Consider the following 7,075-nt stretch of genomic DNA (forward strand, 5'->3'; position numbering starts at 1 on the left):
GCGTCCTCCTGGATGGGTTTTTGAGGCAATGACCTCGTGCGTAACCCCATCGTACCGAGGCGCTCGTTTTTTTACAAAGCTGAAATTTATCCATCTACAGGAATCTAACGGTGAACGTTTGTACAATACAACGTAACGGGAGGCTGCCAGCACGATCGGCAGCCATTTGCTCTCCTAACAGGCAGGATAATGTGGAAGAAAATAGAAAAAATAATATAGAATACGATTGAAATTGGGAATGTAGAGGGGATAAAAAGTGGGGTTTCAGGAACTAGATGATTTGGTACTTTATATTGAAAAAGTAAATATCGAGTACAATGTTTAGTGGGATCGACCTATCGAATTAGGCAAATGGAGTATCAGGGAAATTATTAGTCATATATGGTTATGGGACAAGTACAGTCTTGAACTAATGATACCGTTAGTACAGCAAGGTGTTACTTTGAAATTTATTGATCAAACAGCTATAAACTCTAATCTGAGTCTTTTGCAAAGACCTTACAAAGTAATTTCGAATTGATTCAGCTCTTAAAGGAAACTCGTTGTAAACTAATTGCTAAATGCAACAGTCTGGATGAAAATGTTTCTTTTAATGTTGGGAAGAGAGAGTACAACATTGAATCATATATTAAAAAGTTTATAACGAGTCACGATCAACATCACATGAAACAAATTCATAGCTTTCTTGAGAAAAATAAGAATGAATCATTAAGCTAACGAAAGAACGAGAGTACAATAACAACAAGAGAAGGCAGCCGCCCCTATTGGATCGGTTGCCTTTTCTCAACTAACGGGCAGGTTAGCACGGTACATTTATTTACAATGTTACCTAAAAATTGGAACATTTTTTAGTTTATTTCCGTCTAAGCTTATGAGGTGGAGGACGATGGGAATTGGACAATTTTTATGGAGAATCATTTTATGTACATTAATTTTTGGCTGTTCAACTAGCGCAAATAAAGAAAGTAGTCATCATGAAAATTTGGATCCAGTGCAAATCGAACGAGCAGTGACTATCAACCCGAAAATAGAAAATGAATTACAAAAAAAGAAAGATGAACAATTAAAATCAGTTTCAGGACTCTTTAAACCATCATTAGAAGTGCAGAAAGAGGATGGGAAAATAAAACTTAGTTTTTATCTTCAGAATCTTTCAGGTAAAGAACAACAAATTTCATATGGGTCAGGACAAAAGTACGATATTTTTATTTACAATGAGCAGAATGAAGAGATTTATAAATGGTCTATTAATAAAGCGTTTACCCAGGCTCTAATTGTAAGGAATTTTATTAAAGATGATAAGCTTAATTTTAACGAGGAATGGAACTTACAAGATAATAAAGGGAATTTAGTACCACCCGGGAAATATACAATTGAAGTGAAAATAATGATAAATTTAAAATCTGAAACAATAAATCAAGATGAGCTAACTGCTAGAACAATATATGAAATTGTATAATAAATTCTATTTTATCGTCGACAAGGCAAAGAATAACTGAGAAAATCATTAACCTAACGGTGAACGTTTGTTCAATAAACACACCTATGGGAGGCTGCCGGCATGATCGGCAGCCTCCATTACGTTAACGGGCAGATTAGTTCCAATATATGGTATAATTAGGTGAGGGGATCATTGTGAGGAGGAGCTATGTTAAGGGAAATAAAGATAACAGGTTGAAATGACAGGAGATCAGTATGACAATCGGAAAGTACGGAAGTAACAGTGAACGATTACTAAAAGATTTAATGAATTTGATGGTACCAATAGAAGGTGGGACTGTTGAATTACGAGATTATATTAATATGAATAAATGGCTTAGTTCTGATTACACTTTGTCAGACCCCGGTAGAGGGAGCGGTAAAAAGGTTGTCATATGGACTGAAACGATTGAACCTTTCTATGTAATGAAGTATCCGGTAACACAGCATTTGTATCATTTAGTCATGCATGATGAAGTAGAACCTATTATAAACGAACGGCCAATTACAGAGGTTTCGTGGTTAGATTCGCTTGTGTTTTGTAACAAATTGTCTAGAATGCTTGACAGGACTGAATACTACACAATCGCACATGAAAGTGAGAACACTATTTATAACAAAGAAGCGAATGGCTTTCGATTATTAACAGACGCTGAATGGCAGTATGCATGCAAAGCGGGAACGCAGGGATATCGGTATGAACTAATTGATAAGATTGCATGGTATGAAGAAAACTCTAATGGATCAGCACAACAAGTCGGAAAACTGCTTCCTAATCCTTGGGGACTTTACGATATGATCGGGAATGTCTGGGAATGGTGCTGGGATCTGTATGATACTAAACGATATGGGAACTATAGAATCTTCCGGGGAGGCAGTTGGGCTGAAGTTGAAAACAATTGTGGATCTACAATTAGAAGGAAGAGTATGCCTGATTTTAAGGCGGATGACCTTGGCTTTAGAATAGCATGCGGAATGTATTAATGAATTAATGCATCCTTTCACAAGTTGCATTTCAAAAACAGTGGGGAGTACCGTATTACATATAAAAACAGACCACTCAACTATCGGTGAACGATAGGGGATACAACATGCAAAAAAAACACAAAAATCTAGTGGGTATAAGAGGCTGGCTTCTATTCTATGTTATTATTTCAGTTGTTGGGGTTCTGATCAATCCATATAATATACTCAAGATCTTAGAGACAATAGAGTGGAATGTTGAAGGTGTATATGATGTTGTTTCTTACATTTCACTAGAAGTTCTTATTATCATGTCTCTTTATAATTTATTAAAGAAGAACAAAAGAGCGCCATTGATTACAATCATAACTGAGTTAATAACGATAATATTTGCAATAATTGATTTCTTTTTATCAAATAGAAGTCAATATGATGCTCTTGAGATGATGCTAGTTATCATTGTAGGAGTAATATGGATTTTATATTTTAGAAATTCGAAACGAGTAAAAACAACATATTAATAGTATCCATTAATATCCGATAACACAGCCCGTATTCATGCTTAGGGCGAGCGCCCTTAGTCTACTTGGTATTTCGGGGAAACAGAATAACACCTAACCGTATCGCGGCATTAAGCTATCGAAAGAACTAAAGTTCAAATCAAGACATGACAGCAGCTGCTATACGATCGCCTGCCTATTTTATTGAAGTAACGGGAACGATTGTGTGAATGGCTTGCTTTCTGTGATAACCCCTCATTGTTAATTCAAGCAGAGACAAGAAGACTTGGTGACTTTCATATATAAAGTGAATTGGAGCAATTCTCATGAAAAGAAAATATATTTTTATTTTAGCATCTTTGGAAATGTTTCTTGGTTTCTTGGGTTTTGCTTTCCATGTTTATCTCAATTTCTTTACTGTCTCTTCATTTTTAGGAATTATGGTAAGTATTCTTTCATTTTTAAGCGGGTTATTGATTTTTATCGGTAGTAATATACCATTTAAGTGGTCGATTCTTACTCAATTAATTCAAATTGTAAGTTTAAAATGGGGATTTTTTTCATTTGCGTTATTATCAGGCGTGGGAACGTATCTCTCACTAAATATTAATATTTTTGAATCATCATTTAAAATTAAAGCGAGTTATGAAGTATTAAGTAAATTTTCTTTTGGATCAATAAATAGCGATTTTACATTAGGAATTAATATTATACCTATTGTTTTGCTGTATCTACTTGTGAGAGAAGAGAGATTAAACTAACGGGTAACGTTTGTTTAATAAACACACCAATGGGAGGCTACCTGTATGACTGAAAAGTGTGTTTATAAAATTCCAGTCACCGAATGAATATATTGATAATCCTATTGGAGGGGTTCAATGCGTGGTTGTGAGAGAAGACTCAATAAAGCATATTTTGATTAGAAATCATGATAATAGTAGTTTTATCTGTAAAGTTGATCCAATATCGGGTTTACATAATGAACTGGAAATGAAACGTTTTAATGAAAGCGAAATTTCTAGAGGATTTTATGTAAGGATTAGTAATGATTTTTTTGGTGTTTTTGCATCTCAGAAAGGACCACAATTATTTTTGAATGACCAATTATTCCTAATTAAAGAAGCGGAAATGACTATTACATTAAATCAAACTGAGATTGAAAACCACTTTGTCTGCAAGTGGAAGGACAAGGTTATTTTATCTCATTATTACTCTGCTCCTAAATATTTGTGGACTCATTTTACTGATGATGATGAATTTATTGATTTCTTTCTATGGCTAAAAAATAGTATTAATGAGAAGAGATTTTATGAGTTTTATACTTCAAAATGAAGCTTGATCATTCAACTAACTGAGAACGATAGTTGAATCAACTATTCTGCTTTTATTTGTGTCAGAAGTACTTCATAAATTGTTTGGGTGGATGGATTGGTATTTTAGGGTATAAGTTTGTAGTGATAATAGTACGAGATAAGAAAAAAGTAAGTACCGTGATCACAATAATATCTGCTATAGGATTACCTGTTATCTTCTACTTATTATTCATGGTGACATTGAGACTTTGAATTTGCCCTAAGAAGGAACGTAACTTAAGTAGGGATCGTCGACTGCCGCGCAGTCTGACGGTCCTTATTTGGCGAGGGTTAGGGTTTAACTTGCCGTTACAGATAGCACGGAAAATTGTACTATCTGTAACGGCAAGTTATTCGAGAATTTTCCCATGAAGCAGGCAACTTTATTGCCTACTTTTGTCTTATTCTTAATCTAACTATTGCCTGTACCTTTGCCCGTACCGCCCGTACCTTTACCCGTACCTTTACCCGTACCTTTGCCCGTACCTTTACCCGTACCTTTACCCGTACCACCCGTACCTTTGCCCGTACCACCCGTACCTTTACCCGTACCACCCGTACCTTTGCCCGTACCACCCGTACCTTTACCCGTACCACCCGTACCTTTGCCCGTACCACCTGTACCTTTACCTGTACCACCCGTACCTTTGCCCGTACCACCTGTACCTTTACCCGTACCACCCGTACCTTTGCCCGTACCACCTGTACCTTTGCCCGTACCACCCGTACCTTTGCCCGTACCACCCGTACCTTTGCCCGTACCACCCGTACCTTTGCCCGTACCACCTGTACCTTTGCCCGTACCACCCGTACCTTTGCCCGTACCACCTGTACCTTTATTGGACACGGGATTTCGAACTAAGAACTCATCTAACCCGACATCTTGAGCTTGTTTTATTAAATCTAATATTTGTGATTCTCCCATATTGACTTGACCACCTTTCGTTAAATATCCTTGTAAATCAAGGTGTTGTATCTTATGTAAATTGATTTTTATTTGTTCTAGTGATATGTCCAGATGTATTATCAAAGCCACTTACTTTCTCATAAGATATAAAAAAGCAAGGGAATGATTGAATGGAACATACTGCTATTCCTACTTATGGTATAACGATTGAGCCGAAGGTTCTTAAGGTGCTAAATAACGATGTATGGAGAGATGACCCTGTTTCATCCAAATTAATTGTAGACAACATTCCATATGAGATTGGGATATCATATCGGGGCGATCATACCCGTAAATTTCGAAAAAAATCCTATAGCATCGACTTTAGGTTATATAAAGAAGAATTTGCTGGACGTGAGATACACTTAAATGCTGAATACCGAGATCCATCATTAATGCGCAACAAGCTTTCTTTTGATTTTTTCCAGAGCATTGGGAGTTTTGCTCCAAATAGTAAGCATGTCTTTCTTGAATTGAATGGGGAGACAAAGGGGATTTATCTAGAACTTGAATCGGTGGACGAATTTTTTTTACAAAAAAGAAAACTTCCTCAAGGTCCTATTTTTTACGCCACGATCTATCATGCGAATTTTTCATTATTAACACCAAAGGAAAAGCCAAAACCGTCCCTCTTGTCTGGATATGTACAAAAAATGGGTAGTGACAAGGATAAACTAAATTTAGAAAGGTTTATTGTAAACATAAATACAGTTAACCGAGACCAATTTGGTGAAGCGATGAAAAAGGAGATGGATATCAATAATTATTTATTGTGGTTATGCGGGGCAGTGTGTACCCAAAACTACGATGGGTTTATTCACAACTATTCTATATTTCGAAATGAAGAGACGAGATTATATCAGATGATCCCATGGGATTATGACGCTACTTGGGGACGAAATTGGAATGGCGAAATAATGGAATATTATGCTGTTCCGATTCAAGGTTATAATACACTCACTGCACGCCTTTTGGATGTAAAGGAAATACGGCAGCAATACCGTCGTATTATGGAAGAAGTTTTAGAAACGAAATTTACGGTTAACGCGATAGAACCTATGGTGACAAATCTCCACAAGCAATTAACCCCCTATATTTCTTTAGATCCATTCAAAAAAGAATCCATTTCGCTATTTAATAGTGAGCCTGAATTTATCTTTCGCTTCATTGAAAAGCGCAACGATTATCTTCGAAAGCATCTAAAGGATCTTGTATAAAGGAGGGAGTACGCTGAAAAAAATACAAATGAAAAATACGGGAAAATCTGGCAGAGGAATTTTTGCAACCGAAAGCTTTCAAAAAGGTGACTTAATTGAGTCAGCCCCGATTATCGTTATCTCCAAAAACGAATGGGAAGAAATGAGGGAAAGCATACTCAAAAACTATATTTTCCGATGGGGCGAGGATAAAGCTATCGTTCTAGGATACGGTGCTTTATATAATCACTCTTTTTCTCCTAATGCGAGATATTTATCGAATAAAAATAATTTAACTATCGACTTCTTTGCCTATAAAGAAATTAAAGCGGGTGAAGAGATTTTAATTAATTACAATGGAGATCCTAAGGACCAATCATCATTGTGGTTTAAGGTTATCGACTAACAAAAACTGAAACAGGTAGTCTAATCTTACAAGAAATAGCCATCCTGCAAAGGATGGCTATTTAATTTGTCGTACTGACGGCGCGGTGTACTGTTTCATAGATGACAGGAAAGGTCATTAAGCTAAACATTCCTGTTAAGGCTAAGAAATGGCCTTTGTCAAAAAAGGAGCGCCTCGGTATGATGGGTTTGTCCCGGGCTTAAAACCCAACACCATCAAGGAGGCGCTCTTAT

Annotated in this window: 8 protein-coding genes; 7 read left to right on the top strand and 1 reads right to left on the bottom strand. The window is 36.4% G+C overall.

Annotation, left to right across the window (positions count from 1 at the left end; genetic code table 11):
* The first annotated feature begins 886 nt into the window (after positions 1-886).
* The 5 genes from AC58QM_RS35680 to AC58QM_RS35700 all read left to right on the top strand — a co-directional run bounded on the left by AC58QM_RS35680 (position 887) and on the right by AC58QM_RS35700 (position 4,274).
* Entirely contained in the window at positions 887-1,459 is a 573-nt protein-coding gene (locus AC58QM_RS35680; RefSeq protein ID WP_497289401.1) for a BsuPI-related putative proteinase inhibitor, read from the top strand.
* A 236-nt stretch (positions 1,460-1,695) separates the two neighbouring features.
* Positions 1,696-2,463, top strand: coding sequence for a formylglycine-generating enzyme family protein (locus AC58QM_RS35685; protein WP_497289402.1), 768 nt, complete (start codon positions 1,696-1,698; stop codon positions 2,461-2,463).
* A gap of 107 nt (positions 2,464-2,570) precedes the next feature.
* The gene (locus AC58QM_RS35690; protein WP_497289403.1) at positions 2,571-2,963 is read left to right on the top strand and encodes a DUF2569 family protein; all 393 of its coding nucleotides are present in this window, start codon (positions 2,571-2,573) and stop codon (positions 2,961-2,963) included.
* Between the two features lie 305 nt (positions 2,964-3,268).
* Positions 3,269-3,703: a hypothetical protein gene (locus AC58QM_RS35695; RefSeq protein WP_497289404.1), complete on the top strand. Its 435-nt coding sequence runs from the start codon at positions 3,269-3,271 to the stop codon at positions 3,701-3,703.
* A gap of 121 nt (positions 3,704-3,824) precedes the next feature.
* Positions 3,825-4,274, top strand: a complete 450-nt coding sequence (locus AC58QM_RS35700) for a hypothetical protein (protein WP_497289405.1) — start codon at positions 3,825-3,827, stop codon at positions 4,272-4,274.
* A 432-nt stretch (positions 4,275-4,706) separates the two neighbouring features.
* Here AC58QM_RS35700 and AC58QM_RS35705 read toward each other — a convergent pair whose 3' ends face one another.
* Positions 4,707-5,219, bottom strand: a complete 513-nt coding sequence (locus AC58QM_RS35705) for a hypothetical protein (protein WP_497289406.1) — start codon at positions 5,217-5,219, stop codon at positions 4,707-4,709.
* A 152-nt stretch (positions 5,220-5,371) separates the two neighbouring features.
* Here AC58QM_RS35705 and AC58QM_RS35710 point away from each other — a divergent pair, with 152 nt between their 5' ends.
* On the top strand, positions 5,372-6,457 hold the full coding sequence (locus tag AC58QM_RS35710; protein WP_497289407.1) for a CotH kinase family protein: 1,086 nt from the start codon (positions 5,372-5,374) through the stop codon (positions 6,455-6,457).
* A gap of 28 nt (positions 6,458-6,485) precedes the next feature.
* Complete coding sequence (locus AC58QM_RS35715; RefSeq protein ID WP_173120232.1) at positions 6,486-6,842, top strand: SET domain-containing protein; 357 nt, start codon at positions 6,486-6,488, stop codon at positions 6,840-6,842.
* Positions 6,843-7,075: the final 233 nt, after the last annotated feature.

The sequence above is a fragment of the Paenibacillus sp. J22P165 genome (assembly GCF_059692015.1).